The sequence below is a fragment of the Nostoc sp. genome (assembly GCF_036917415.1).
Taxonomy (GTDB): Bacteria; Cyanobacteriota; Cyanobacteriia; order Cyanobacteriales; family Nostocaceae; genus Nostoc.
On the sequence record NZ_JBALDJ010000024.1, the window covers coordinates 33,055 to 57,239 of the forward strand.

The following is a 24,185-nucleotide window of genomic DNA, read 5'->3' on the forward strand; positions in this document are numbered from 1 at the left end:
CATTAACCCGTCTAAGCAGGCTACCCTGCAAAAAGCCGATTTGCTTCTATATTCTGGTAGCCACGGGCTTTAGTTTGTAGGAGAAGAAAGTGCAACACCATATAAAATTGATATGACTATTGACTAATCTCAGTAGTTTGATTTACCTGGCATTGAGTGCACAACCCAAAAAACTCTAGAGTGTGGTAAAAAACTTTAAACTTATGGCTTGATTCTAACTGGTTTTCTAAGTCATGAACTGGGCATTGATTAATCGGAATTGAGACACCACATTGCAAGCACGTAAGGTGGTGTTTATCTTGTTGTGCTAGGCTATAGAGGGCTTCACCGTTAGCCAAATTTCGCACTTGTACCATGCCTTCTAGTTTTAAAGCTTCTAGAGAACGGTAAACTGTTGCTAAACCCATACTCTGATTTGTATTACGTAGTTCTACGTAAATATCTTGGGCAGAAATGCCTTTTTTGATAGTTTTCAGGAGGTTGAAAATACGCTCTTGACTGCGGGTGCGTATGGCTCTCATAGACAATTATTTAAGTATGCCACTGTAGTTTGAAGCTGTTAGATGAGCTAATCGATCGATTAACTTTAACCGCTTCGTAATCTTATTTTCACTCAGTTGGAACAGAAAGTTATAGTATAGCGATCGCAGCATTCAGCAAAAGCCCGTGCAAACCAAGTATCTAGCCAAAATTTTCGTGACCCTTCGTCCTTCAGTTTTAGACCCCGCTGGTGTGGCAGTACAATCCGGTCTTAAGCAACTGGGATACGATAACGTTGACCAGGTGCGGATTGGCAAGTACATTGAACTCACCATCACCTCAACTGAAGAGAAGAAAGCCCGTCAAGACCTTAATAACATTTGTGACCAAATGCTATCAAATCCCGTAATTGAAAATTACCGCTTTGAATTAATTGAGGTCGAAACTCAAACTGGGGTATTTTAGGGATTGGGTATTGAAAAGAGGCAGAGGGGCGGGGTGCGGGGGGCAGAGGGGAAAACTCTTCTCCCCTGCTCCCTGCTCCCTGCTTCCTACTCCCCTGCTCCCCACCCCCCTAACTAATCATGAAATTCGGTGTTGTTGTTTTTCCCGGTTCTAATTGCGATCGCGATGTTGCTTATGTAACCAGAGATTTACTGGGACAACCAACTCGCATGGTTTGGCATCAAGAAACAGATATTGCTGATTTGGATGTCATGATTATTCCTGGTGGCTTTAGTTACGGGGATTATCTGCGCTGTGGTGCGATCGCACGTTTTTCACCCGTGATGCAACAGGTTGTGGAACACGCCCAAAAGGGTAAGTTTGTCCTCGGTATTTGCAACGGCTTTCAGGTATTAACTGAAGCTGGACTTTTGCCAGGGGTGTTAACCAGAAATCGAGATTTGCATTTTATTTGCGATCGCATCCTCTTGAAAGTTGAGCGTACTAATCTCTTATGGACACAAGCTTATACCAGTAGTGAAGTCATCACTTTGCCTATTGCCCACGGAGAGGGGAGATTCTACGCTGACGCAGCCACTCTCGCAGAAATTGAAGATAACGGGCAAGTCATATTTCGCTATGAAGGAGAGAATCCCAACGGTTCGCTGAACAACATTGCCGGGATTTGCGATCGTCGGGGCAATGTGTTGGGAATGATGCCGCACCCAGAAAGAGCGTCAGACGCAATGCTGGGAGGTAGTGATGGCTTGAGGTTGTTTCAAGGCTTACTAGAGAAAATAGCGGCATTAGCGTAAAGCAAATAAGTTGAGCGTTTTGCGATCGCTGTCCAAAAGATAGATCGATATTTTTATACAGACAGCGATTTATTTTTTTAGTCGGAACTTTGAAGTATTTTTGATACCATTTCACGACGCATTAGTAAGGGTTTGGGACTAGCGATGCCTGCGGCGGGCTACGCCCAATAAGATCCCCCCGCCTGCGGCGACCCCCTTAAAAAGGGGGTAAAGATCAGAAAAAGCCCCCCTTTTTAAGGGGGGTTGGGGGGATCTTCAAGAGACAAACATATTAACCGAACCGTATTGGGGCTACGCCTACGCATCTAAGATTGTGGTAAAAAAACATTAGGGTAAAATTACTTGCCAATCTGAGTTAAACAGAGTAACAGAATTTGTAATTGCTCGATTTTTCATCTTTGAGCTAGTAGTTGTTAGAATTTTATTCGTTAATTATTAGCTCATGTGTTCTAATCTTTTAGTAGACTTACAAAAGTCCGCGTACACAAAAAACTTCAAGTCAGTTTTGGCAAGTTTTTGAGAACAAAGAGAGAAATAACTTATGGGACTTTTCGATCAAATTCTTGGTGCAGTCGCTAATCCCAATCAACAGGGGAGTTTAGGTCAAATAGGAAGTATTGTCAATAGTGTCCAGCAGTTGAGCGATCGCACAGGCGCAGACCCTTCTACCATCCAATCAGTTTTGTCAATTGTGGGTGGTCAAGTGCGTTCTGCTTTACAAGATAAACAAGCCACAGATGGTAATGAAGCCACACAAAATTTAGTTAGTCAATATGCTGGTACTTCTCCCAACCCTCAAGCCGTCAATTCGTTGTTTTCTCCTCAGATACAACAGCAAGTAGCTGAAGTTGCTGCCCAACGCACTGGTTTGGATGCTGGTATCGTTCAACAATTGCTGCCTTTGGCAGTACCTTTAGTGCTAAAGTTTTTGCAATCAGGCGCCAATGCTCAAAATCCCCAAGCTGGTGGAAATCCTGTACTAAATTCCTTCTTGGATGCTGATGGTGATGGTGATGTCGATATCGCTGATGCGATCCAAATGGCTAGTCGATACATGAGACAATAACACTTTTCTCCACTCCTTTTTGATAAACCAGGCATCGGCGATTAGGTCTTGCTAGATTTTTAGCTCAGACATAGGCTGAGAACATAATAAATTTGCAAATATAAATCAGACAGTCTATGTCTAAATTTTTTGACTGTATTACTGAGGAACTGCAAGACTTTATTGCTGCCCAACACCTTTTCTTTGTTGGCTCTGCACCTTTGAGTCCTACGGGTCATGTTAACATGTCTCCTAAAGGTCAGGACTGCTTTCGCATCTTCTCTCCCAACCGAGTAGGTTATGTAGACCTCACAGGTAGTGGTAACGAAACATCAGCCCATTTGCAAGAAAATGGGCGGATAACCTTCATGTTTTGTGCCTTTCAAGAACCCGCGTGTATCTTGCGTCTTTACGGTCAAGGAACCACGATTCTACCGAGTTCTCCAGAGTGGGACTCGTTGTATTCTCTGTTTTTGCCGATACCTGGAACTCGTCAAATTATCGTCGCTGACATTGAAAAAATCCAGACTTCCTGTGGTTTTGGCGTACCACTCTATGAATATCAAGGTCAGCGCCAGACTTTAGTAAACTGGGCTAGTAAAAAAGGCGAAGAGGGAGTTCGAGAATATCAACAGCAGAAGAATCTTGTCAGCATTGACGGTTTAGCAACACCACTGAGTAAATTACCCTAACTTTGCCTGATGGATTATTTTATTCATCCATATAATATTAGAGGTAGGGGCAATTATTAGTGATTAACCCTCTTCTATCACTTTGGGGAAAGAAAAATAAATGTAGGTTGGGTTGAACAAAGTGAAACCCAACTTTTCTAAGGTCTTTGGGTGTTGGGTTTCGTTCCTCAACCCAACCTACATCTAAATTGATAAAAGTCATAAGAAATAAGGGTTTTAGATTTTTATCTACCGATAGTGATTAAAGAGGGTTAAAGTAAAGGAGTCAGCAATCGAGAGACTCTCACAGCTAACTTGAACCAAAAAGGTTTTTTATCGTACTCATTAAGATCGACAGCAACACAGACAGCTAAATCATCCTCTAACATCTTTTTCACACTTTGGACAAACCCAGGCTCAGTAACAAAACCCATAACTTCAAAATTTAGGGAAAAAGAGCGACTATCTAAGTTAACAGTTCCTACCCCAGCTATATTTTCATCAATGACTATAATTTTCTGGTGCATAAATCCATTTTTGTAACGATACAACTTGATACCAATTCTTTCCATTTCGGTGTAGTAAGAGAAGGAACATAAATAAACAAATAAGTGATCGGGTCGATTTGGTAAGAGAATTCGCACATCGACACCTCGCATTGCTGCCAGTTTTAAAGCTGACAATGTTGCCTCGTCTGGCACAAAGTATGGACTAGCAATCCAGAGATGAGTTTGAGCTTGATTAATTAGTTCGACGAAAAAAAGCTTACAAGCTGGTAGCTTATCTGCGGGGCCTGTAGGAAGAATGAATGCAGTTTGATTAATTTCTCGATTAATTTTTACCTGCCAGTTAACTTCGAGAAGTTTTCGAGTCGCCCAATACCAATCTCGCACAAAGGAGTTTTGTAGGCATTGTACAGTTGGGCCTTCAAGCATGATATGGGTGTCACGCCAGGGACTCAAACGAGGATTTTTTCCTAAATATTCGTCACCAATATTCAGTCCACCGACAAATGCTATTTCTCCATCCACCACCAGAATTTTTCGATGATTGCGAAAATTAAATTGGAGCCGATTACCCTGACCTTGGGTGGTGTTAAATGCACTTACTGTAATTCCATGCTGTTGTAGAGACTGGATATAAGAGCGAGATAGTTTCTTGGAACCAATTTCATCGTAGAGAAAGTATATGTTTATTCCTTCCTTAGCTTTAGCAATCAATGCTTCTTTAAACTCATTACCTGATTGGTCATCGTTAACAGTATAGAATTGAAACAAAATATAATTTGTCGCCGATGCAATCTTTTTCAGCATCGCTTCATAGGTTTGCTGACCATTAATCAGTAATTCGGCAGCATTGCCTGATGTGAAAGAAATTTCTGTAAAAGCTTCCGCTAAGGGTTGCAATTCAGCTAGATTATCTGGTGGTGCAACCTGAAATTTAATCAGTTCACTATAAGTCGAATGAATAAGCTTATAGTGTTGTGCATAGACTGAGCGCAGTGTTTCAGCATATCCATGAAATTTAGTTCTTCCTAAAATCCAATACAACGGAATCGCTAGCCAGGGAAAGGTAATTAGAGAAATGCTCCAGGCAATTGCCCCTTGGGAAGAACGTACATTCATCACTGCATGGGCTGCATGTGCAACTCCCACGACATGAACAACAACTGTAGCTGTGCTAAAAATAGCTAGAACACCAGCATCTACAAGCATCTTAATTTTTTTGAGTATTGGTATAAGTAAATTCTGCCAGCAATGGCTTGTGATCTGATGAACAAATTTGGTCTAGCACTTTAGCACTGGCTTTTTTCGCACTGATATCTCGATAAAAAATATGATCTAAAGGGGGTGATAAGAGGAAGCGTTTAATTTTCTCCTTCTCATCAGGTGCGAAAATTACAGGCGTTAATCCTAATTGAGTTGTTACTTGATTGAGAATAACTGCTCTTTTTCGACTCCAAGTATTGAAATCTCCTGAAAATATTAGTGGTCCCCGATGTGTAGATAACGCCCGCTCTAATTCATTTAGTTGAATTTTAAATTTATTTAAATCTACAAAATTTATCAGATGAGTATTGATTGTTAGGAGAGTTGTATTTTGTTCAGATAGCAGATACTCAGTAATTAAAGAAATTTTAGGAGTTTTAACAATCGGTTCATAATGTTTAGTAGTAATCACTTTTTTGGTAATTGGTTTGATTGTCGAGGCTGTAAAAATTCCTGAATAAGTTTGATGATGAATGTCTACAAAATTAGGAGCAAAATTCCAATTCATTTTCAGCCAGGTTGCCCATTCCTTTGCCTCTAACTTTAAAGAAAATTCTTGTAGAAAAATGAGGTTTGGTTGATAAGTTGCAATTATTTTTGAAAAATCTTCTAACCAAGCGTTATTATAGTTTTGTTTAGCAATATTCCAACTGAGAACTTTAATTGATTTACTATTAATTTCTGTTTGCAGTGAATTATTTTTATCAATTGTGAGTTCTTGTAAACGAAAAAATCTATAACCCGGAACAAATTTCGTAACCAGAGTGTTTACGTGCTCTTGAATATTAGGCATTACTAATATTAAAATGGATTTATTCTAGCTTAACGCCATTAAACAGTCGTTCAAGAATAATAGCACGTTTGTAAAGCTATAAGCTATGCTCCATAAGCACTACAGCTTTTAAAGCTATTGAACAGTGTCGGGATGAATCGGGCGATTTTCCTTGATAGACCTTACAGTTTACCAGAGTGGCTTAGGAGAGCGATCGCAATCCTAAATGATTTGTAAGAAAATTCACCCCCAGCTAACGCCGTCCTCCCAAAGCATCGGAGGGACTATAGGGAGGTCATGACTATTTAAAATTATCAATCTCTAAAAAAGAATATAGAGACGTAGCATTGCTATGTCTCTACAGGGGTTTTAGATAACGCATATTTAATTTCACCAGATGTCTAATAGGAATATCCCTTTGATTTGCATCTATAATTGAAGTTCTTCTTATTTGCTATTTCCCTAAAACTCATATTGGAGAATAATTTCTGTCTCATTTTTTGCTGCATTTATCCACTCTTGCATTGCTGAAAGTGCCAAAACTGTCTCTACATAATCTATAGAAATAGTATCTAACTGCACATCATAGGCGATAAACCGCAGGACAACTGGAGCAAAGAACGCATCGGCAATCGTGAAATTACCAAACAAAAAATTGCCACCAGTACCAAACTTTTGACGCGATTCTTGCCAGATACTAGTAATGCGGTCAATGTCTTGTTGTACGCCTGATACTAAACCTTTACCAGGATATTTACTACGGCAGTTCATCGGCATATTCTGACGCAAATTTTGAAACCCTGAGTGCATTTCCGCACTGATAGAACGGGCTAATGCTCTTGCAGCCTTATCCTCTGGCCACCATTGCAGATTCGGAAATGTTTCCGCTAGATATTCACAAATAGCGAGAGAATCCCACACTGTTTGTGTATCGTGCAATAACACAGGTACTTTTCCTGATGACGAATATTGCCGAATTTTCGATGAACAATCTGGGTTGTTATAGAGAAAAATCCGAATCTCATTGAATTCCAAACCGAATTGCTTCATCGCTAACCAAGGACGAAGTGACCAAGATGAATAATTTTTGTTGCCGATTACCAAAGTAAGTTGTGTCATATTTTTAATACCTATAAAGCTGTTCAATCCACATACATACAGATGTTGAGTAAATTTGATTTTTATAGTTTAGCTAAATTCACTTATTGAGCGCATACGAATTATGAATTAGTTAAACCAATGCCTCCTTTAGCGAATTCTTCAACGGTTTTTTGTGAGAATTCATGAGTTGCGATCGCCTGCAACATCGCCAGTGGTAAAGTCAAATGATCCGCCCCAGCTTGCAACGATGCGGCTGCTTCTTCAGGAGATTTGATACTAGCTGCCAAGATTTCCGTATCACTACCTTTGAGTACGCTAGCCATATCCCGCACTAAGGCAATACCATCACCTAACAATCGGGTAGCTCGATTTACATAAGCTATGGCAATTTTAGCTCCTGCTTCTCGTGCTACTGCTGCCTGTGCTGCACTATAAATCGCTGTCACCGAACAGGTAATCTCTGGTGATAGACTCGCCACCACTTCAAACCCTAACGGTGTTGCGGGAATCTTCAAAATTGTTTGCGAACCAATAATCTCGAAAGCTTTCCTACCTTCAGCTAGCATCCCAGCTTTATTAGATGCCATAAGTTGATAGTATAACGGGCCATTTGTCAAGGCAACCAACTTTTTGAGCGTGGTTTCTGGTGGAGTATCGCTTTGAGATAGCAACGTGGGATTTGTTGTAATACCTTTTACCCATCCCCAAAGCTTAACAACTTCAGCTTCCGATGCGATCGCTGAGTCTAGATATAGTGCCATACTTAATTCCTCACTTTTTCCTACCTGCATTTCTCCTGCTACACACTCTACATCGTCCACAAGCTCCGCACTGATATTTCTGCCAATCCCGATCAGATCAGCATTTTACCTGTTTATCAAGGAAAGCAGGAGGCAGATAGCGCAGCGTTAGCGAGTCCGCGACGCCTTGGGAGCAGGGGTTTAAGACCTCACCGTTTATACGGCGCAAAAAAAAAGGGAGGGGTCTGAATCCTCTTCCAATTGTTCCAACTGAGCCTCCTGCCTCCTGCCTCCTTCAACTATGCTTTTTTTAATACCTACCCTTGAAAGCCACTATTCATTTCCCTTTCCTTAAGAAATGCATCAAATGTAAACCTATCCGGTAGCGAAGTTTGTGCGCCTGGTTTTGTCGCTGTCAAAGCACCTGCTGCTGCACCCCAAACAACTGCTTGATGTAAGGAAAGTCCCTCAAAAAGTGCCGCCGCTAAACCACCATTGAAAGCATCGCCTGCGGCTACTGTATCAACTGCATGAACTGAAAACGCGGGTACAAAAAACTTTTCTTCAGCAGTGGCACAAAAAACACCCTTAGCACCTAGTTTGACGATCGCACATTTCACACCCCGTTGCAATAAAACCGCAGCTGCTTTGGCTGCTTGTTCCTCTCCATCCACAGGAAAACCAACCAACTGCGCTGCTTCAACTTCATTCGGTGTAATAATGTCTACCAATGGATACAATTCATCTGGTAAATTAGATTGTGCGGGTGCGGGATCAAAAATTACTTTTATGTTTGCAGGTCGTGCCAGTTGAGCAGCAGCAATCACGGCAATAATAGGAATTTCTAGTTGTAAAAGTAGTGCTGTCGCTGCTGGTAAAAAGTGGGATAATCGCTCTACATCTTCTTGATTGACGCGCCCATTTGCACCAGGAATGACGACTATTTGATTTTCACCAGTCTGACTCACGGTGATAATAGCAACTCCAGAACTAACAGTTTCATCCAAAAAAATGTTATCAGTCTGTACACCAAATGCTTGCAAATTGTTAACAAGTTCCGTACCAAAATCGTCTGCGCCGACACGCCCTACTATTTGGGTAGGAATTCCTAATTTTGCTAGTGCTACGGCTTGATTGGCTCCTTTACCTCCAGAAACTTTAAAAAATTCTTCTCCTAGTAACGTTTCTCCTGCGACTGGCAATCGGGGTGTTGTTGCTACCAAGTCTATATTGATGCTGCCGAAGACGATAATACTCATGATGCTGATTTTTATTGATAATATTACAGAATGCGATCGCAGTGATTCACACTACGCTAATACAGTACTCAGGTATCGTAGTAAGACATAGAGACATCAAATACAACCAAAAAAAATATACTTAGTTATACTTTAAGTAAATTTATCTCTTTGAGAACATTTAATCAAGAGGAGGCTATAAGGTGGTAAGGCTTCAATTAACACACATTAAAAATAAATTAAACGAAACACTGATCGGCTTAATTGACATATCAGATCATTTGAACAAACCTGAGTCAGAAAAGCAGAAAGTGTTACTCTCAAGAAGTTATGCCGCCTATAGCTTAATGAGCCTTGCATCAGTGGAACCTGAAATTGCTGCTCAAGCAATTGTCGATGGCTATAGAGATAATGGAATTGATGCTATCTACTATGATGAAAGTGAAAAAATATTTTGGATAGTTCAATCAAAATGGATTGAATCTGGCAATGGAGAACCTGATGCAGGGGAGATACATAAGTTTATCCAAGGTATCAAAGATATAATTGATTTTAAGTTTGAAAAATTTAATCCAAAAGTTAATAATAAACAATTTTTAATAGAGAAAGCCTTGGCTGATTATAGCGTAAAAGTTAAAATTGTTCTTGCTTATTCAGGTACAAAATTAGGTGATAATAATCGCCAAATAATATCAAACTTATTAGAAGAAAATAATGAAGCTAGCGAATTATTTTTTTGGGAACCATTTTCTCTATATGAAGCTCATAAAGCATTATCAGCAAGCTTGGAAGGTAAACCTGTTAACGCAGATTTAAATTTAACAAGCTGGGGACAAATAGAGGAACCTTATCAAGCAATATATGGACAAATCGATGCTCAAACTTTGGCGGAAATCTGGTTAGCAAATGGAGAAAGCTTATTTTCAAAAAACATCCGAAGTTTTGTTGGTTTGAGTGATGTAAATGATGGTATTCAAGACACTTTATTAAACGCGCCACATAACTTTTTATATTTAAATAATGGAGTTACAGTTTTATGTCATAAAATACACAAAAAACCTATGGGTGGATCAGATAAGTCAATTGGATACTTTCACTGCGAAGGAATCTCTATTGTAAATGGGGCGCAAACAGTTGGAACTATAGGTAATACTTATAAAAAAGATACTGAAAAAGTTAATCAGGCTAAAGTATTTATAAAACTAATCTCTTTAGAGAATTGCCCTCCAGATTTTTCTCTTAGAGTGACAAAAGCTACTAATACTCAAAATAAAGTTGAAAATCGTGATTTTATTTCACTAGATGTTCTGCAAGAAAAATTAAAGATAGACTTTGCTTTAGCTGGCATTAATTATTCTTACAAAAGAAATGATAAAAAATCACCAGTAGATAGTAAAAACTGTAGTTTTGAAGAAGCAATTGTAGCACTTTCATGTAGCTTAAATGAAATACGCTATACACTTATGGCGAAAGATAAAATAGGCAAGCTATGGGAAGATGTTAACAAACCTCCTTATACGGAGCTTTTTCATGAAAACATTACGGCAATAACGATTTGGCGCAAGATTCAAATAATGCGCGTGTTAGATACTAAACTAACTCAAAAACAAAATAGTAATGTTGATAAAGAGAAAGGAACTTGTATATACGGTAATAGGTTTATTCTTCACATGATATTTACTTATGTAGGGAAAAATAAATTATTTGTTTCTGATTCAGATTTTGAGAAATGTCTTGAAAATGAACTTCCTCAGTTAATAGATAATGTGATTACCAAAACATTGGAGGGTTTAAATAGTAAATATCCTCAGAAATTAGTATATCAATTTTTCAGGAATTTAGAAAATTACAAATCTCTAAAAAATTTAATTTTAGAATATCTCCCCGTTCAGTAAACACCATAATTTTGATTGCAGCTTTCTAACCAGATGCGAAAGCTGCTTCTAAAATCGACCGATTTACAGAGCAAATAACCAAAACCGCCAGTATGGTTGAAATTGCCTGTCTAGCAAGTTCAATACTTTGAGTTTGTCTGCGAGCGATGTAGAAAATATCAGTGAGTGTTGTTGTAGTCACGTATCCAACCACTTGTCCAGAATCGATCAAATTAAACAGGGCTTGAGCATCTTGCAGAAATGGCTCTCGGTCTAGCAAATAATCTAAAACGATGTTGGTATCAATCAAAACTCTCACTAAAGATACTTCTCCACCCGACGCTCTTCTAGCATGAACTCCACCTGTTCATCGGTCGGCGCTGGCTGGTCGGTCTTCAATAAACCTTTCATCTGTTTGATGATACTTGATCGTTCCGGTGGTTGGGTTGGAACATCTTGCAAGGATTCAATAATCGCACGGACGAGTTCAAGGCGATCGTTCGCTGGCAGTTGACGGGCTTGCTCTTTAAGCTCTTGCAGGGACATAGAAAACACTCCGACAAATGCTGTATCTAAATTTTAGTATGAGGGACTAACGTTTAACTAAATATAAATCCGGTGTCAGCCTTTGCAAAACTTGCTTCAACACCATTACCGTCCAATCTATATCAGCTTCGGTAGTATCACGCCCCAATGAGATGCGAATTCCGCCCAAAGCGGCTTTTTCGGAATAACCCATTGCTAACAATATCGGGCTTGGGCTAAGTTTACCACTGTGACAAGCAGCACCAGCACTGATACCAATGCCAGCAAGGTTTAGCTGTCGCACCAAGGTTTTACCGCTAAGTTTTTCGCCGTCGGCGTTTTCTAAGCACATACTGATATGGTGAGGTAAACGATCGCAAGCATCCCCTGTAGGGATTAAACCAGGAATCTCAGCTAATTGGGCAAAGGCGCGATCGCGTAACTGAATCAACCGTGGTGTTTCTGTAGCCAATTCTTGCGCTGCTAACTCTGCTGCTACACCAAACCCGGCAATTACAGGTACAGCTTGCGTACCAGAACGCAGTCCCATTTCTTGCCCACCACCACCCAGTAAAGGCATCAAATCCACACTAGGACGCACATACAGCGCCCCTGCACCTTGGGGGCCATATATTTTATGACTGGAAAGGCTAAGTAAGTCTACTGAGAGTTGTTGCACATCTATGGGTAAGCGTCCCGCAACTTGTACCGCATCTGTATGGAACAAAGCCCCATGCGATCGCACAATTTTACCCAGTTCTGCGATCGGTTGCACAGTCCCAACTTCACTTTGACCGTAAATCACGGAAACTAAGGCTGTGTTATGTCGCAACGCCGCCTTTAAATCTAAGGGATTGACTCTGCCTTTAATATCTACAGACAAGCGCGTAACTTCCCAACCCCACATTTCTAGCAACCGTACTGTTTCAGAAATTGCGGAATGCTCAACGCTGGAGATAATTAGATGTTGAGGAACAGCATACAACCGAACCACACCTATAATTGCTAGATTATCTGCCTCAGTGCCGCCAGAAGTAAAAATTATTGATGCTGGATCGACAGCGTTAATTAAACCAGCAACTTGAACTCTGGCTTGTTCCACAACCGTTGCTGCCCGTTGTCCCCACTCGTGTAAGCTGGAAGGATTGCCCCACTGTTGAGTGAGAATTGTTTGCATAACTGCGATCGCTTCTTTTCGAGTCGGAGTAGTGGCGCTGTAATCTAGATAAATTTGCATATAACCGATAATAGTGAGAACACACGTTGGTGATAGACTGCGGATTTGTCAGCATATACAGTTTTAGTGGACAAATCCTGAAAAAAATATCTGTAATTTTACATCTAGCAGTGGCTTTTTCCCTTTACTTGGAAACTTATTTCTCTACTTAATTCAGAACACAAAATTTTGGGAATGATAAATATATCCACTTTCAATCCACTTTTAACAGATATACAGTGCAACATATCTCTAGACAAAGATATTTTTTATCTATCTTTTTACTGATATTCTCTCTCGCTGGTTGTCAACGAGTCCAGTCTTATAATCAGCGTCCAGCACCCTTACCACAAGACCCATTAGTTCAAGTTTATTTTAACCATTCTGAGTCTTCAGAGTACCAAGAAGCTTACCGTCAGCAAACTCGCCTTGGGGATGATTTAGAAAAACAGATTGTCGATGCTATTACGCAAGCTAAATCTACAGTAGATGTGGCGGTGCAAGAACTACGTTTACCCAGAGTTGCCCAAGCATTGGTTGATAGACAAAAAGCTGGGGTAAAAGTCAGAATCATTTTAGAAAATACTTATAGCCGACCTTGGAGTAGCTTAACATCTGCTGAAGTAGGTAAGTTAGATAAAAGAGAACAGGAACGTTACAACGAATTTCGCAAATTTATCGATATTAACCAAGATAATCAACTCAGTCCAGGAGAAATCAATCAAAGAGATGCTTTGATGATTTTGCACAATGCCAAAATTCCCTGGCTAGACGATCGAGCAGATGGTTCAGCAGGTAGCAGCTTGATGCATCATAAATTTGTGATTGTGGACAATCGTCTTGTAATTATCACTTCAGCTAATTTTACATTAAGTGATACTTCTGGTGATTTTACAAATTCCGGCAGTTTAGGCAATGCCAATAATTTATTGCAGATTGACAGCCCAGAATTAGCATCTTTTTTTACAGAAGAGTTTAACATATTATGGGGAGATGGGCCAGGAGGTCAACCAGATAGTCGATTTGGTTTAAAAAAACCGCTGCGTTTACCTAAACAAATAACTTTAGGTAATACCAAAATTACTGTACAATTTTCGCCTACTTCTCCAACTCAACCTTGGAATAACAGTAGTAATGGTTTAATTAGTAAAACTTTGGATTCAGCAAACAAGTCTATTGATATGGCATTATTTGTTTTTTCTGAACAGCGTATTGCCAATATTTTAGAAAAACGCCATCAACAAAGTGTGCAAATTCGCGCTTTAATTGAACCACAATTCGCCTATCGTCCTTATAGCGAAGCCTTAGATATGATGGGGGTTGCTCTTAGTAACAAATGTAAATATGAAATTGACAATCATCCTTGGTCAAATCCAATTACTACCGTAGGTGTACCTGTGTTACCCAAAGGCGATTTATTGCATCACAAATTTAGTGTTATTGATAGCCAAACTGTAATCACAGGTTCTCATAATTGGTCAGATGCTGCCAATAATGGTAACGACGAGACACTTGTGGTGATTGAAAATCCGATAGTTGCTGCCCATTATGTGCGAGAATTTGCTCGTCTTTATGCCAAAATGAAACCAGGCTTACCACCAGCAATTCAAGAAAAAATTAAATTAGAACAAACACGGTGTGCTCAAACAAAAACTTCTTCATCAACTGAGTTACAAGCAGTTCAAAAAATAACTAATAAACACCGCAAGTTTAAAAGAATTAGCAACTCTTCCTGGCGTAGCTAAAAAATTAACACAGCGAATAATTATTAGTCGTCAACAGCAAAAATTTATATCTTTATAATCTGACGGGGCGACGAAATAGGTTAAAAAGCTTATGAGATAAAGAATGCAGCAATTTATGGTAGAAAAAGATCGATCTATTTTGTGTCAATAAAACCTATCTATTGATAATGTTACCTAAATTTTACCAAACACATCTCAAAAGTCAACTGAGCCTTGCCGAATATCTCTTACTGCAAATTTTGATTAATGTACTGCAATCGATTAAAAAAGTCAGTTTAGAAGCTGTGGCCAATGCTTTAGCAATTCCAATTTAATTTGAAAGTAGAAGAAAGTATCATTAATAGAGAATACTTCTCAACGAGTTCTTTGACCAAGTTGATATATAGCGAATTGCAATTGAATGAAGTACACCCCTCCCCTTGACAACATTTAGGAAAATACGGAAATTTAGGCGATCGCATATATCTGAAAGCGGATTTTTTTTATCAGAATCGGGATTAGCCTTTGCGCCGACGATAGTCTCTAGGGGTTACGCTAAATTTGCGCTTAAACAGGTAGCCAAAATGACTTGTGCTTTCATACCCCACTTGAGCAGCAATTTCTGCAATCGTTAAATTAGTACCGATAAGTAACTGTTGTGCTTGTTCTAGCCGTAGAGATTGCACATATCCACACACCGTAGTGCCAAAAATTTCTCGAAATCCCCGCTTGAGCTTAAAGTCATTGAGTCCGATTTGTCTGGCTAGATTTAGTAGAGAAGGTGGATGCTGAAGCCTTTGATTGAGAATCGCTTTAGCATGATGTAAACGTTCAATTTCATCGGGACGAAAAAATAGCGATCGCTCCAATAAAAGATTATTTTCTCCCCACTGAGCAATCTGAAGCGTCAGTAGTTCCAACACCTTTGCTTCTAAATACATTTGTCTGAGTGTTTCTCGGAACGGACACTGTAATATTTGCCTAAGCACTAACCACATTGCAGGTGTGATGGCTCCTAATGGCTGATGGAAACGCTCCTTTGTCGGATTTTCGCTCAACTGCAACAGCAGAGTTGGTAATTCTTTAAAGCAACCCTGGAAACTAGAAAGTAAATCAGGATACCAGTAAATACTGATGCACTGCTTGCATTGGTTCGCAGTAAAATGCTCAAACTCCCGAATATCAGGCAAATAAAATAAGTAGTTATAGCCTGCAACTTCTTCATAATCGTCGCTGACTCCAGGCACATTTGGCGTAGTGGTTCTCATACCACCAGACAGATAAAATTTAGATGTCAGAAAAGGCGAATCATCGTGTTCGCCTTCAACAATTACTGTTTCAGAAAAATCGCTTTCTTGAATTACTAGCTCAAGGCGATGGCGCAGCATAGTCCAGTGACTGCTAACTTGACCAAACGAGGTAGAAAATTTTACTTTTCCTTGATAGTGATTAAGCTGCACATTGTCACATAATTCATTAAAGTTTGTCTCGGTCAAACGAATAGTCATGATAATACTCTCAACAAGCAATTGAGAATAGTATCTATTAGGAGGCGAAGCGATGTCCAGGACAAGCCCTTTGGGTTCGGGAGTTCGCAATCGACGGGAACCGCCAAGACTGCGACTCCCTCACCGCTAAGAGCGTCTACGCAACTGAAAATATTGTGTAGTGGTTAAGAGCGCAAAAAAATATGTTCCGGGCTTTGAAGAAAGAACATCCGCATAGAATGTTTTCCCAGTCCCCAGTACCTAGTACAACATGGCGTAAATAAACCACCCATTCCAAATCAATGAAACGCTTATGCTGTATTTATTTTTAATCTTTAATTTTTAATTTTTAATTCCGCCTTGCGGTACTAGTCCCAAAGCGGCGTACCTAGAGCCGCTAAGATAAAAGTATAGCTGGGGACTCACTTTTAGGCGACCAGTTGAGAAAAATTTGCCCTAGTACTAAGTAGTTAATTGCATCTAGCAATACAGATTACTGAATGCGTAAGCAAGACCGTCCACAGCTATCGCCCCTTTGAGGTGGGCAGGACGCATTTCAGGAAAAAACTTTGCGATCTACTAAAATTCAAATCAAATCCGCTGTCATTACTAAATCTGTAATTCTGCAACGGCAAGTTGACCTAGAAAATGTCAAAATTAAATGAGTTTTGCACTAGGCGTGTTTGGGTTAATGCAACTTCTTGTAGAGAAGAGAAGCTCTCTTGTCACCAAACGCCATTTGATTAGCGCAGATTTGAGATAACTAAGTTGGAATTTATGGGTAAGCAACGTGTTCTTTCTGGAGTTCAACCAACCGGCAATTACCATCTAGGTAACTACTTGGGAGCAATTCGCAACTGGGTAGAAGGTCAGAGCGAATACGAAAATTATCTTTTTGTAGCTGATTTACACGCGATTACAGTGCCACACGACCCAAAACAGTTGACAGCTGATACCTACACTCTTGCTGCTCTTTATTTAGCTTGTGGTCTTGATTTAAATCACTCTACTATCTTTGTACAATCTCACGTTTCAGCGCACAGTGAACTCACCTGGTTGCTCAACTGCATTACACCTTTAAACTGGCTGCAAGATATGATCCAGTTTAAGGAAAAGGCTGTCAAACAGGGAGAAAATGTGAGTGCAGGCTTGTTGGATTACCCTGTGCTGATGGCATCTGATATTTTGCTTTACCAAGCGGATAAAGTGCCAGTGGGTGAAGACCAAAAGCAACACTTGGAATTGACACGGGATATTGCAGCTCGGTTAAATCACCAATTTGGTAAACCAGAACAGCCAGTTTTGAAGTTACCGGACCCTTTGATTCGCAAGGAAGGGGCAAGGGTGATGAGTTTGGCGGACGGTACACGCAAAATGTCGAAGTCCGATCCTTCTGAGTTAAGCCGGATCAGTTTGCTAGATTCACCGGAACAGATTCAATACAAGATTAAGCGTTGTAAAACCGATCCGATTCGTGGGCTGACTTTTGACGATCCAGCGCGTCCAGAGTGTAATAATTTGTTAACATTGTATACATTGCTTTCTGGAAAGAAAAAGGAAGATGTCGCAGTTGAGTGTCAGGATATGGGTTGGGGACAATTCAAGCCATTGTTAATAGACACAATAATTGAGTCCCTGAAACCAATTCAAGAAAAATATCAGGCAGCAACAGGCGATAAAGGTTATTTGGAGTCTGTGTTACGGGATGGAGGGGAAAAAGCTAGAGCGATCGCAAATCAAACCTTATCACAAGTCAAAACTGCTTTAGGCTACTCTCTTCCTCTATAAGTTTTCACCTTTAGGTGTGATTTGTTATACCATTTAAGAAATTGAAAACCTTAATGTCATGCATCACACCCACAGCCCCACAGCTTTTAATGACTTTCGTAGAGCTGTACAAGCAGGAGAATTTCTAGTTACGGCCGAAGTAGCACCGCCGAAAGGGGGAGATCCAGCGCACATGATTCAAATGGCGGCGACTCTTAAGGGGAGAGTTCATGCCGTCAATGTTACTGATGGTAGCCGCGCCGTGTTACGGATGTCTTCGTTAATCGCATCGGTGATTTTGTCACAGAATGGTATAGAGCCGATTTGTCAAATTGCTTGCCGCGATCGCAATCGTATCGGTTTACAAGCTGACTTGATGGGCGCTCATGCTTTAGGCATAAATAACATTTTAGCTTTGACTGGCGACCCAGTAAAAGCAGGCGATCATGCAGACGCTAAAGCAGTGTTTGACTTGGAAGCTGTGCGACTGCTGCAACTGATTCGGAAGATGAATCAAGGCGTTGATTGCAACGAAAAACCCTTGACTGATGGAGCGTTAGATTTATTTGTTGGTGCAGCAGTAGATCCGCAATGTAAAAGTTGGTCGGGTTTGCAAAGTCGATTTGAACGCAAAATTGAAGCTGGAGCGCAGTTTTTTCAAAGCCAGTTGATTACCGATTTTGAGCGGCTAGAAAAGTTTATGGACACAATCGCCGCTGGTTATAAAAAACCAATTTTGGCAGGAATATTTCTGTTGAAATCAGCCAAAAATGCCCAGTTTATTAATAGATGTGTTCCTGGTGTAAATATTCCCCAACATATTATTGATAGATTGGCAAAAGCCAAAGATCCTTTTGAGGAAGGGATGAAAATTGCCGCCGAGCAAGTGCAGATAGCGCAGCAATTGTGTCAAGGGGTTCACATGATGGCGGTGAAGCGTGAAGATGCGATCGCACCAATTTTAGATTTGGCTGGGGTTGCTCCAGTTAATCAGTTGGTATCCAAATAAAGGAGAGAATGAATCTTTTATTAAAGCAGATGGAACCATCTGCTTTTTTTATACTGAAACAGATGCGTCTACCCTATTTTTGATAGACTTTCAATATCCAATGTTCGCTTGACTAAATCTAGGTGCAAACTGACAAAATATTTTATAGCTTATTTCAAGCTTTTCCTAGCATATTTTTTGCCATAATTGGCGACACAACTGCCAATGTCAACGCATATCAATTTGTTTCAGTCGAGGTAAAAGAAACTGCTTTTAGGATTGATGGGGTATTCATCCCCACAAGTTAAACTACAAACCAACCACTTTACTTTGTTGAAGTTCAGTTTCAATTAGACTCAAATTTTTATAGACGCTTCTTTGCCGAAATCTTCCTTTACTTGCGTCAAAACCAATCAGTCAATTTTTGGCGTGCTGTTGTCATCTATCCGCAACGAAGTTTAGATCCAAACGATCGGCTACCATATCAGTTGCTGCTAGACAGTTCACAAGTGCAACGCATTTATCTAGATGAATTAGATTCGATAGAGAACTCACTTCAAGTTGCGATCGTTAAATTAATTATCGAAAGAGAAGAGACAGCCGTTGACAAAGGTAGAGAATTGATTTTACAAGCAAGGCAACAACTGGCAGATGAATTTACCACTAAGCAAATTGTAGAATTGATAGAGACTATTCTGTTGTACAAATTTACCCAGTTAAGCCGAGAGGAGTTAGCAGAAATGTTGGGTATAGACGACGAATTCAAAAAAACACGGATGTATCAATCAATCAAGGAAGACGGCTTAGAAGAAGGTCGCCAGGAAGGTCGCCAGGAAGGTCGCCAGGAAGGTCGCCAGGAAGGTCGCCAGGAAGGTCGCCAGGAAGGTCGCCAGGAAGCTAAGTTAGAAGCTATTCCTCGATTGTTGGCATTGGGATTGAGTGTAGAGCAAGTGGCGGTGGCTCTCGATTTAACGGTGGCGCAAGTACAACAAGTAGTCCAGAATCAGTCTATCTGATAGTGAGCGGTGCTTGCGTCTAATTTAATCAGCAAGTGCGACGCCATAAGAGCCGGTCGTAGACATCGCCTCTTTTTGTTTTAGCTAAACCAGAAGCGATGTCTACGACGGGCTTACGCCTACGAACTTAAAACCTGGGTTACATCTTACCGTGTTGTAGCACTTGTTGTAGATGTTGGCGAATCTCTTGTGCGTGTTCAATATCAGATTGCCGCAATTTTTGGAACAACTCTACACAAGGTTGAGAACCTACTTGTTCTGCATCTTTGATGTAGGTATCGTAAGCTTTAACAGCTTCAGCCTTGTTGTGCAAAACGGTGACAAAATCATACTCCAAGTCGCTAATCGCTGTTTGAGATTGTCCGTTACCTGTATTTGTAGCCATTGCTTGAACCTCTTTTAGGATTTCTAATTAAAGTTATACTCACCCTTAGAGAGCGATTCATCTTCCAAAAAGAGTATATTTCAATACGTCGTAAGTACCTTGCAAAAATAATTTCCTGATACAGCTTCACACAAAAGAGTGGGGAGTGGGGAAAAAGTATTTCCCCACTCCCCAGTACAGATGCGATTAATCGCGTCTCTCCCACTCCCCATTTTCATAACAATTTATCCAAGCGGTTGATTCTCATCACATTGACGTGAATACTGTAATTCCAACTCGTTTTGCTGTTCCCTACCTCCTCTATAGACAATCGGACAAAACTTAGTGTTAGCGCTCATACAATCCATGTGTGGCGTTTTAGCACATACCACGAGTAGTCCACCTAGAACAAACAACAAACCACAAATTGCAAGCGTATTAACCCAAGAAATTTCCAGGGCTCCTTGAACTACTACCTCTCGCAGTAGAGATACAATTGTTACCTCAACTGCCACTCCCACAGAGATACTATGTTCTTGCAAGTAGACCATTAACAGTCGAAATAACTCGACTAAAATCAACACAAATAGTATTTTTGCAGTCACATGTTTATAATCCAGTTGCTGCATAATAGCGATAAATAACCCCCACAATTGCATTAGCATGACAGCAAATAAACCCAAACACAAGACAATCACAATTAAGTCTTGGAAGGCTTCCATGTTGCGAACAATTGAGTGCCGATCGAGCCAGCGATCGCTAAATAAAAATCGACTTTTCTGGCGCTTTTGCATGTACATTTTTCCAATCAGGACAAGTTCAGACAACACCAGCGAGTCAACCCAATAGTTTTATGTTATGCAATATTAAGTTTTTCTGCCTCAGCGAGGTTGGTAATTTAAATTTTGTGCTTGTTGCAACAATTGCTCGGCGTTTTTCGCCCACTGAGGATTTTTTTGAGCATTGTATAAATCTCTAGCAAATTGCAATACTTGTACTGCATCGCCATATTGCTGTAACTGGATAAAAACTAACCCAGCACCATAATAAGCATTGGGATAGTTAGAGTTAGCTTCGGCTGATTTTCTAAAAGCTTCTAATGCTTCCTGTAATTTACTTTGTTGAAAAAAAATTGAGCCGAGATTGTAGTAAGCTTCTGGATACTTGGGATTAATTTTTAATGCCTGATAAAATGCACTTCTGGCTTGATCGAGTTTACCTCGTTGGAGATAACACATCCCTATATGGTAAGGAGGTTCTGGTGCATTTTTGCTATATTCTACAGCTTTTTTAAAAGAGGCGATCGCTTTCTCACAATCTCCTTGCTGCTCTCGTACTAACCCCAAGTTATAGTGGGCAAATCCAAGTTTAGGATCGAGTTCTAGCGATCGTTGTAAATAATCGTTAGCTAACTTGAAATTATTGCCTTCTAATAACGCTCCGCCTAAATTAGCAAAAGCTGGAGCAAATTTCGGATCGGCTTGCGTCGCTCGATAAAATGCATCCGCAGAGGGTTGTAATTGCCCCGTTTGTCGAAGTGCTAGCCCCAAATTATAGTGTGCTGGTGCTAATGTTGGATCTAATTTAGCTGCTTGTTTAAAGGCGGCGATCGCATCTTGTACCTTTCCCGCCTGAATTGCTTGTAAGCCTTGGTTTAACCAGTCTACAGCAGTTTTAGCATTAGATTGTGCCAACTTGGAGACCACAGAAGGAGATAGAGCAAGAGAGGGAGAGGAAATACTCATAACCAGCAAAGTCAAACTTACTAACCCTGCTATGCGATATTTAAAGAATGATAATCTCATTGATTTTCTGACTCGCAACACTTTCAGTTAAATTTACTTCATAAAAAGTTTTTTACAAAAGTTTTTGATTCGGGATAAAAATTTGTGATACTTAACTTTTCTTAAGTTAAATCTTACGACAGGCTACAATTTTTTTAACTTTGGATTAAAGGGAGGATAATAACGAATTAAAGAAGGGGTAATTTTGACTCCAGAGAACCATTTTTTTATCCCTTGATATATACAGAATCATGCGGTTATGAATGAATTACCGCAAGGGAGGTTTTTATGAACGAAAAAGTAAAATCGGGTTCGCGGAACGTTGCAATTGTCGGGCCTTATTTAAGTGGAAAAACCACTTTACTAGAAAGCTTGTTATTTGTCACAGGGGCAATTTCCCGCAAAGGCAATATTAAGGACAGCAATACAGTCGGAGATAGCGCTGCTGAGTCGCGCGATCGCCAGATGAGTGTAGAAGTCAGCGCCGCTAGCACTGAGTATAACGGCATTCGCTTCACTTTTATTGACTGTCCGGGAAGTGTAGAATTTGCCCAAGAAACGTACAATGCTTTAATCGGAGTCGATGCAGCAATTGTAGTTTGCGAACCCATCCGCGAACGAGTCCTCACCCTTGCCCCTCTATTTAAATTCCTGGACGATTGGGAAATTCCCCACCTCGTCTTCGTCAACAAAATGGATCGGGCAAATATTCACGTCCTAGAAACGTTACACGCCCTGAAAGCAGTATCTAGCCGTCCCTTGGTAGCGCATCAATATCCCATCATGAACGGGGAACAACTTACTGGCTTTATTGATATGGTGAGCGAACAGGCATATCAATATCATCCAGGCGCGCCTGCTGACCCCATTCCCTTCCCCGAAAGTTTAAAAGAAGAAGAACATACAGCACGGGCAGAAATGCTCGAAGCCTTAGCAAATTTTGACGATCATTTACTCGAAGAACTTTTAGAAGACATCGAACCATCCCAAGAAGAAATCCTTAAAGATTTAAAAATGGAATTAGGGGCAGATTTGGTAGTGCCCGTTTTCTTTGGTGTGGCAGAACAAGATTATGGTGTTAGACCTCTATTAGAAGCCTTGTTACGAGAAGCCCCCGAACCAGAAACCACAGCAGAACGTCGTTTAAAAAACTTAAAAGGTGATACAGCTTTAGCGCAGGTATTAAAAACTTACTACACTCCCCAAGGTGGCAAACTTTCTCTCGTGCGTGTTTGGCGGGGCAAATTAACTGATGGCATTGTCCTCAATGGCATTCGCACTGGTGGAATTTACCGCCTCATGGGACAACAACAGCAGTCAGTTAACCAAGTTAGTGCTGGTGAAATTGTCGCATTAAGCCGTTTAGAAGGAATCAAGACAGGCGATACAATCTCTATAGAACAGCAGTCGGCAATCAAATTACCCAAAGCTGTAGAGTTGGAACCAGTGTATGCTCTCGCCATTACACCAGAAAAGCGCAACGATGAAGTTAAACTCAGCAGTGCCATCACCAAGTTATTAGAAGAAGACTGCTCACTTGCTTGGGAACAACACGGCGATACCCACGAAGTTATCTTGTGGGGTCAAGGCGAGATTCATTTACAAGTCGCCTTAGACAGACTGCGCCGTAAATATAACTTGCCGATGACAACCCACTTGCCGCAAGTGCCTTACAAAGAAACCATCCGTAAAATGGTGGCTTCAGTTCATGGGCGCTATAAACATCAAAGCGGTGGTCACGGACAGTTTGGTGATGTTTTTCTCGAAATCAAGCCCCTACCACGCGGTACAGGTTTTAACTTTAATGAAACTATTGTCGGTGGCGTGGTTCCGAAACAGTACATTCCCGGCGTGGAAATGGGCGTGCGGGAATTTCTGACACATGGGCCTTTGGGCTTCCCAATAGTGGATTTGGCGGTAACTCTGACTAATGGTTCGTATCATAACGTTGATAGTTCCGAACAAGCCTTTAAGCAAGCTGCTCGATTGGCAATGCAAACGGGGATAACTCAAGCAGAACCTACCCTGTTAGAACCAATTTTGCGGGTGGAGGTGACAACACCGAGCGAATTTACCTCCAAAGTGCTGCAACTATTGAGTGGTAGGCGGGGGCAAATTTTAGGCTATGAGGGAAAAAATGATTGGCAAGGCTGGGATAATGTCTCTGCATACTTGCCACAAGCAGAGATGCAGAATTTTATTGTAGAGCTGCGATCGCTCACCCTTGGCGTTGGTTCCTTCCACTGGGAATATGACCATCTCCAGGAAGTGCCAGAAAAACTTGCTGAACGTGTGATTCACAGCAACGGTAATGGTGCTAACGGCAACGGCAAGTAATCTTGGATTAATGTAAAGTTGCGTAGGC

At 40.6% G+C, this 24,185-nt stretch carries 22 protein-coding genes and 2 pseudogenes; 11 read left to right on the forward strand and 13 right to left on the reverse strand.

Annotated elements, in window-relative coordinates; genetic code table 11:
- Positions 1-116: 116 nt before the first annotated feature.
- Positions 117-521 carry a Fur family transcriptional regulator gene (locus V7K41_RS03030; RefSeq protein WP_334845667.1) on the reverse strand — a complete coding sequence of 135 codons (405 nt, stop codon included), beginning with the start codon at positions 519-521 and terminating at the stop codon, positions 117-119.
- 145 nt (positions 522-666) lie between these two features.
- Here V7K41_RS03030 and purS point away from each other — a divergent pair, with 145 nt between their 5' ends.
- The 4 genes from purS (at position 667) to V7K41_RS03050 (ending at position 3,476) form a co-directional block, all read left to right on the forward strand.
- A complete protein-coding gene (purS, locus tag V7K41_RS03035) occupies positions 667-945 on the forward strand; it encodes a phosphoribosylformylglycinamidine synthase subunit PurS (RefSeq protein ID WP_334845668.1) in 279 nt (92 codons plus the stop codon).
- A gap of 119 nt (positions 946-1,064) precedes the next feature.
- Complete coding sequence (gene purQ / locus V7K41_RS03040) at positions 1,065-1,739, forward strand: phosphoribosylformylglycinamidine synthase subunit PurQ (RefSeq protein WP_334845669.1); 675 nt, start codon at positions 1,065-1,067, stop codon at positions 1,737-1,739.
- A gap of 541 nt (positions 1,740-2,280) precedes the next feature.
- On the forward strand, positions 2,281-2,805 hold the full coding sequence (locus V7K41_RS03045) for a DUF937 domain-containing protein (RefSeq protein ID WP_334845670.1): 525 nt from the start codon (positions 2,281-2,283) through the stop codon (positions 2,803-2,805).
- Between the two features lie 116 nt (positions 2,806-2,921).
- Complete coding sequence (locus tag V7K41_RS03050) at positions 2,922-3,476, forward strand: pyridoxamine 5'-phosphate oxidase family protein (protein WP_334845671.1); 555 nt, start codon at positions 2,922-2,924, stop codon at positions 3,474-3,476.
- Between the two features lie 251 nt (positions 3,477-3,727).
- Here V7K41_RS03050 and cls read toward each other — a convergent pair whose 3' ends face one another.
- From cls to rbsK, 5 genes are all read right to left on the reverse strand, one after another.
- Positions 3,728-5,170 carry a cardiolipin synthase gene (gene cls / locus V7K41_RS03055; RefSeq protein WP_334845672.1) on the reverse strand — a complete coding sequence of 481 codons (1,443 nt, stop codon included), beginning with the start codon at positions 5,168-5,170 and terminating at the stop codon, positions 3,728-3,730.
- Between the two features lies 1 nt (position 5,171).
- Positions 5,172-6,017, reverse strand: coding sequence for an endonuclease/exonuclease/phosphatase family protein (locus tag V7K41_RS03060; protein ID WP_334845673.1), 846 nt, complete (start codon positions 6,015-6,017; stop codon positions 5,172-5,174).
- 441 nt (positions 6,018-6,458) lie between these two features.
- Positions 6,459-7,115, reverse strand: a complete 657-nt coding sequence (locus V7K41_RS03065; RefSeq protein ID WP_334845674.1) for a glutathione S-transferase family protein — start codon at positions 7,113-7,115, stop codon at positions 6,459-6,461.
- Positions 7,116-7,216: 101 nt separating this feature from the next.
- Positions 7,217-7,858, reverse strand: coding sequence for a transaldolase family protein (locus V7K41_RS03070; RefSeq protein ID WP_334845675.1), 642 nt, complete (start codon positions 7,856-7,858; stop codon positions 7,217-7,219).
- 296 nt (positions 7,859-8,154) lie between these two features.
- Positions 8,155-9,096 (reverse strand): ribokinase, encoded by a 942-nt coding sequence (rbsK, locus tag V7K41_RS03075; RefSeq protein ID WP_334845676.1) that lies wholly within the window; start codon positions 9,094-9,096, stop codon positions 8,155-8,157.
- A 182-nt stretch (positions 9,097-9,278) separates the two neighbouring features.
- On the opposite strand from rbsK, the gene V7K41_RS03080 reads away from it, so the two are divergent.
- Positions 9,279-10,970, forward strand: coding sequence for an AIPR family protein (locus tag V7K41_RS03080; RefSeq protein ID WP_334845677.1), 1,692 nt, complete (start codon positions 9,279-9,281; stop codon positions 10,968-10,970).
- A gap of 25 nt (positions 10,971-10,995) precedes the next feature.
- On the opposite strand, the gene V7K41_RS03085 is transcribed toward V7K41_RS03080, so the two are convergent.
- From V7K41_RS03085 to V7K41_RS03095, 3 genes are read right to left on the reverse strand one after another with little or no spacing between them, the layout of a single operon-like run.
- The gene (locus V7K41_RS03085; RefSeq protein WP_334845678.1) at positions 10,996-11,268 is read right to left on the reverse strand and encodes a type II toxin-antitoxin system VapC family toxin; all 273 of its coding nucleotides are present in this window, start codon (positions 11,266-11,268) and stop codon (positions 10,996-10,998) included.
- Positions 11,268-11,495: a hypothetical protein gene (locus V7K41_RS03090; protein ID WP_334845679.1), complete on the reverse strand. Its 228-nt coding sequence runs from the start codon at positions 11,493-11,495 to the stop codon at positions 11,268-11,270. The genes V7K41_RS03085 and V7K41_RS03090 overlap by 1 nt, the downstream gene beginning before the upstream one ends.
- 46 nt (positions 11,496-11,541) lie before the next feature.
- On the reverse strand, positions 11,542-12,711 hold the full coding sequence (locus V7K41_RS03095) for a cysteine desulfurase family protein (RefSeq protein WP_334845680.1): 1,170 nt from the start codon (positions 12,709-12,711) through the stop codon (positions 11,542-11,544).
- A gap of 218 nt (positions 12,712-12,929) precedes the next feature.
- On the opposite strand from V7K41_RS03095, the pseudogene V7K41_RS03100 reads away from it, so the two are divergent.
- Positions 12,930-14,490 (forward strand): annotated as a pseudogene (locus tag V7K41_RS03100) (phospholipase D-like domain-containing protein); the annotation flags it as partial.
- Positions 14,491-14,602: 112 nt separating this feature from the next.
- A complete protein-coding gene (locus tag V7K41_RS03105; protein WP_442943110.1) occupies positions 14,603-14,749 on the forward strand; it encodes a hypothetical protein in 147 nt (48 codons plus the stop codon).
- Between the two features lie 183 nt (positions 14,750-14,932).
- Here the strand turns inward: V7K41_RS03105 and V7K41_RS03110 are convergent, their stop codons facing one another.
- Positions 14,933-15,922, reverse strand: coding sequence for an AraC family transcriptional regulator (locus tag V7K41_RS03110; protein ID WP_334845681.1), 990 nt, complete (start codon positions 15,920-15,922; stop codon positions 14,933-14,935).
- Between the two features lie 756 nt (positions 15,923-16,678).
- Between V7K41_RS03110 and trpS the strand changes: the two genes are divergently transcribed.
- The 3 genes and pseudogenes from trpS (at position 16,679) to V7K41_RS03125 (ending at position 19,672) form a co-directional block, all read left to right on the forward strand.
- The gene (gene trpS, locus V7K41_RS03115) at positions 16,679-17,689 is read left to right on the forward strand and encodes a tryptophan--tRNA ligase (protein WP_334845682.1); all 1,011 of its coding nucleotides are present in this window, start codon (positions 16,679-16,681) and stop codon (positions 17,687-17,689) included.
- Between the two features lie 58 nt (positions 17,690-17,747).
- The gene (locus tag V7K41_RS03120; protein ID WP_334845683.1) at positions 17,748-18,677 is read left to right on the forward strand and encodes a methylenetetrahydrofolate reductase; all 930 of its coding nucleotides are present in this window, start codon (positions 17,748-17,750) and stop codon (positions 18,675-18,677) included.
- Positions 18,678-18,799: 122 nt separating this feature from the next.
- Positions 18,800-19,672 (forward strand): annotated as a pseudogene (locus V7K41_RS03125) (Rpn family recombination-promoting nuclease/putative transposase).
- Between the two features lie 139 nt (positions 19,673-19,811).
- On the opposite strand, the gene V7K41_RS03130 reads toward V7K41_RS03125, so the two are convergent.
- The 3 genes from V7K41_RS03130 to V7K41_RS03140 form a co-directional block, all read right to left on the reverse strand.
- Complete coding sequence (locus V7K41_RS03130) at positions 19,812-20,057, reverse strand: hypothetical protein (RefSeq protein WP_190960961.1); 246 nt, start codon at positions 20,055-20,057, stop codon at positions 19,812-19,814.
- Between the two features lie 224 nt (positions 20,058-20,281).
- On the reverse strand, positions 20,282-20,836 hold the full coding sequence (locus V7K41_RS03135; RefSeq protein WP_334845684.1) for a phosphate-starvation-inducible PsiE family protein: 555 nt from the start codon (positions 20,834-20,836) through the stop codon (positions 20,282-20,284).
- A gap of 81 nt (positions 20,837-20,917) precedes the next feature.
- On the reverse strand, positions 20,918-21,841 hold the full coding sequence (locus V7K41_RS03140) for a tetratricopeptide repeat protein (protein WP_334845685.1): 924 nt from the start codon (positions 21,839-21,841) through the stop codon (positions 20,918-20,920).
- A gap of 267 nt (positions 21,842-22,108) precedes the next feature.
- Between V7K41_RS03140 and V7K41_RS03145 the strand changes: the two genes are divergently transcribed.
- Positions 22,109-24,157 carry an elongation factor G gene (locus V7K41_RS03145; RefSeq protein WP_334845686.1) on the forward strand — a complete coding sequence of 683 codons (2,049 nt, stop codon included), beginning with the start codon at positions 22,109-22,111 and terminating at the stop codon, positions 24,155-24,157.
- Positions 24,158-24,185 lie beyond the last annotated feature (28 nt).

Coding starts and splice junctions, on each gene's coding strand:
- V7K41_RS03030 (WP_334845667.1), bottom strand. CDS start 521: ATGAGAGCCATACGCACCCGCAGTCAAGAGCGTATTTTCAACCTCCTG.
- purQ (WP_334845669.1), top strand. CDS start 1,065: ATGAAATTCGGTGTTGTTGTTTTTCCCGGTTCTAATTGCGATCGCGAT.
- V7K41_RS03045 (WP_334845670.1), top strand. CDS start 2,281: ATGGGACTTTTCGATCAAATTCTTGGTGCAGTCGCTAATCCCAATCAA.
- V7K41_RS03050 (WP_334845671.1), top strand. CDS start 2,922: ATGTCTAAATTTTTTGACTGTATTACTGAGGAACTGCAAGACTTTATT.
- cls (WP_334845672.1), bottom strand. CDS start 5,170: ATGCTTGTAGATGCTGGTGTTCTAGCTATTTTTAGCACAGCTACAGTT.
- V7K41_RS03060 (WP_334845673.1), bottom strand. CDS start 6,017: ATGCCTAATATTCAAGAGCACGTAAACACTCTGGTTACGAAATTTGTT.
- V7K41_RS03065 (WP_334845674.1), bottom strand. CDS start 7,115: ATGACACAACTTACTTTGGTAATCGGCAACAAAAATTATTCATCTTGG.
- V7K41_RS03070 (WP_334845675.1), bottom strand. CDS start 7,858: ATGGCACTATATCTAGACTCAGCGATCGCATCGGAAGCTGAAGTTGTT.
- rbsK (WP_334845676.1), bottom strand. CDS start 9,096: ATGAGTATTATCGTCTTCGGCAGCATCAATATAGACTTGGTAGCAACA.
- V7K41_RS03090 (WP_334845679.1), bottom strand. CDS start 11,495: ATGTCCCTGCAAGAGCTTAAAGAGCAAGCCCGTCAACTGCCAGCGAAC.
- V7K41_RS03095 (WP_334845680.1), bottom strand. CDS start 12,711: ATGCAAATTTATCTAGATTACAGCGCCACTACTCCGACTCGAAAAGAA.
- V7K41_RS03105 (WP_442943110.1), top strand. CDS start 14,603: ATGTTACCTAAATTTTACCAAACACATCTCAAAAGTCAACTGAGCCTT.
- V7K41_RS03110 (WP_334845681.1), bottom strand. CDS start 15,922: ATGACTATTCGTTTGACCGAGACAAACTTTAATGAATTATGTGACAAT.
- trpS (WP_334845682.1), top strand. CDS start 16,679: ATGGGTAAGCAACGTGTTCTTTCTGGAGTTCAACCAACCGGCAATTAC.
- V7K41_RS03120 (WP_334845683.1), top strand. CDS start 17,748: ATGCATCACACCCACAGCCCCACAGCTTTTAATGACTTTCGTAGAGCT.
- V7K41_RS03130 (WP_190960961.1), bottom strand. CDS start 20,057: ATGGCTACAAATACAGGTAACGGACAATCTCAAACAGCGATTAGCGAC.
- V7K41_RS03135 (WP_334845684.1), bottom strand. CDS start 20,836: ATGTACATGCAAAAGCGCCAGAAAAGTCGATTTTTATTTAGCGATCGC.
- V7K41_RS03140 (WP_334845685.1), bottom strand. CDS start 21,841: ATGAGATTATCATTCTTTAAATATCGCATAGCAGGGTTAGTAAGTTTG.
- V7K41_RS03145 (WP_334845686.1), top strand. CDS start 22,109: ATGAACGAAAAAGTAAAATCGGGTTCGCGGAACGTTGCAATTGTCGGG.